Genomic DNA, 1,686 nt, shown 5'->3' on the forward strand with positions numbered 1-1,686 from the left:
GGGGGGGGGGGTCTGTCAGGTCAAGTGGGGGCCACCTCCGCGAACTCGGGGAAGTGGTCGGCGACCGTCGCCGTGCCACGCACCACGGATGCCGATACAGGAACGCCGTACGGATGCGCTGCCACCGCGTGGTGTGGCCCCGTTCGTTGAACGTCCCGCACTGTTGCTCGGTCTCGTGCCGATGCTTGGCGCAGCGCCCGCCCGTGGTCAGCTCGGGGCACCCGGGGCAGAGCGCGAGGGGCGGGGCTTACGCGGCACGGGGCCTCTGCCCGGGTGTAATTTTCGCAGCGAGCAATTTATCTAAGCAATTTGCTTGATTTCACCCGATCCGACTATTGATCATGGCCCGAATTAGCTAGGGCATACACCATCGCGGTCACGGCAGTATGGGTTTCACGCGATTTCACGTTCCGGCCCGCACTTCACGGAAGTTCACGTGTGTGCCCCGTGCCGCGACCCCGTACACCTTGATGGGATGCATCCATGACAACTGACAAGAACCGCGCCCCTTCCTTTGAACTCCGTTGCGGGGGACTGCATGTGACAATCCAGAATGTTCCGGCATGGCTGATGGCAGCCCTCGCCGCGACCACGGGAAGCGGACTCGCGGCATGGCTCACGACGCGGTGACGGCTCATGTGCACGCCGACCGACCCCCTGCCGGCCAGCCGGTCTTGCCGACAGGGGGCGAGTCCGCTAAGCGGTGCGGGAGCCCTTGGGCGGGGCCACCGGGGGTTCAATCGGGGTCCCGTCTGGGTGGCGCGGTGTGAGGTCGATGACCGTGAGCCGGTCAGCGTGCCGCATCCGCTGAACTCCCCTCGGCATTAGGGTCTCTGCGTCCATTGTCGTATCGGCCCATGCGGGCCGCCCGCACTCATCGCGAGGGAAGTACGGATGATCGCCATCCGGCTCCTTAGCCTTCTGGATTTCGTTTGAATACGTCACGCACGACGTGCGACCCCTTGGCCCCGCCGGTCTTCCGCCCTTCTCGCGCTCCATCTTCACGGCCCAGTGATCACGCGGGCTCGGGATGCTGCCAGCGTTGAGCCCCACGGCGATAGCCGAAACCGTCGCCCCCTCCAACAGCTCACGGACAATCCGTTCAATGACCTTGACCGCATCGGGGTCCGGGACGAGCGTCCAACCAATGCCCCATGTTCCTTGGGCATCGGGGCGGGCATGTAGCCGCACGGCGGACGACCACCACCACGCCACCGAAGGGGAATTTTCCGGATGGCAGCCATAGCGCCGGTATCACGGTCGCTGATGCTCTGTGCCTCGACCTGGGCGGCAAAGGCAAACATCGGCATCTGCAATTCCGCCATGGGGTCCATGGGATTGCGGAAGTCAAAGACAAGCTTGCCCCCGCCGGTGGTGTCGGCGGGGGCAAGCGGGGCCGGGAACGCGACGACGCCCGATGTGCCGGTCCGATGAAGGACCGGGGGCGGTGCGGGGACGCCGCCGCCACGAGCCGATTGTCGGAGGCGCGCGTTACGGTCCCTCGTATGGCATCCGGAATCGACCTGACGCTCGACTGCGCGGACGCGCAGACCCTCGCCGTTTTCTGGAAGACGGCCCTCGGCTACATCGACGAGCCACCGCCGGCCCCCTTCAGGACGCGCGCGGAGTGGTTCGCGTCCTTCGACCTGCCGGAGGACGACTCCGTGGACGACGGGGCGTGGCTCT

1 protein-coding gene is annotated in these 1,686 nt (G+C 66.1%); it reads left to right on the forward strand.

The annotated features are described in order from the left end of the window. Positions 1 to 1,505 precede the first annotated feature (1,505 nt). Positions 1,506 to 1,686 (forward strand): VOC family protein (locus tag EES42_RS10935; RefSeq protein WP_277426111.1); only part of this gene is annotated, 181 nt, incomplete at its 3' end.

The sequence above is a fragment of the Streptomyces sp. ADI95-17 genome, assembly GCF_003846175.1.
Classification (GTDB): Bacteria; Actinomycetota; Actinomycetes; order Streptomycetales; family Streptomycetaceae; genus Streptomyces; species Streptomyces sanglieri.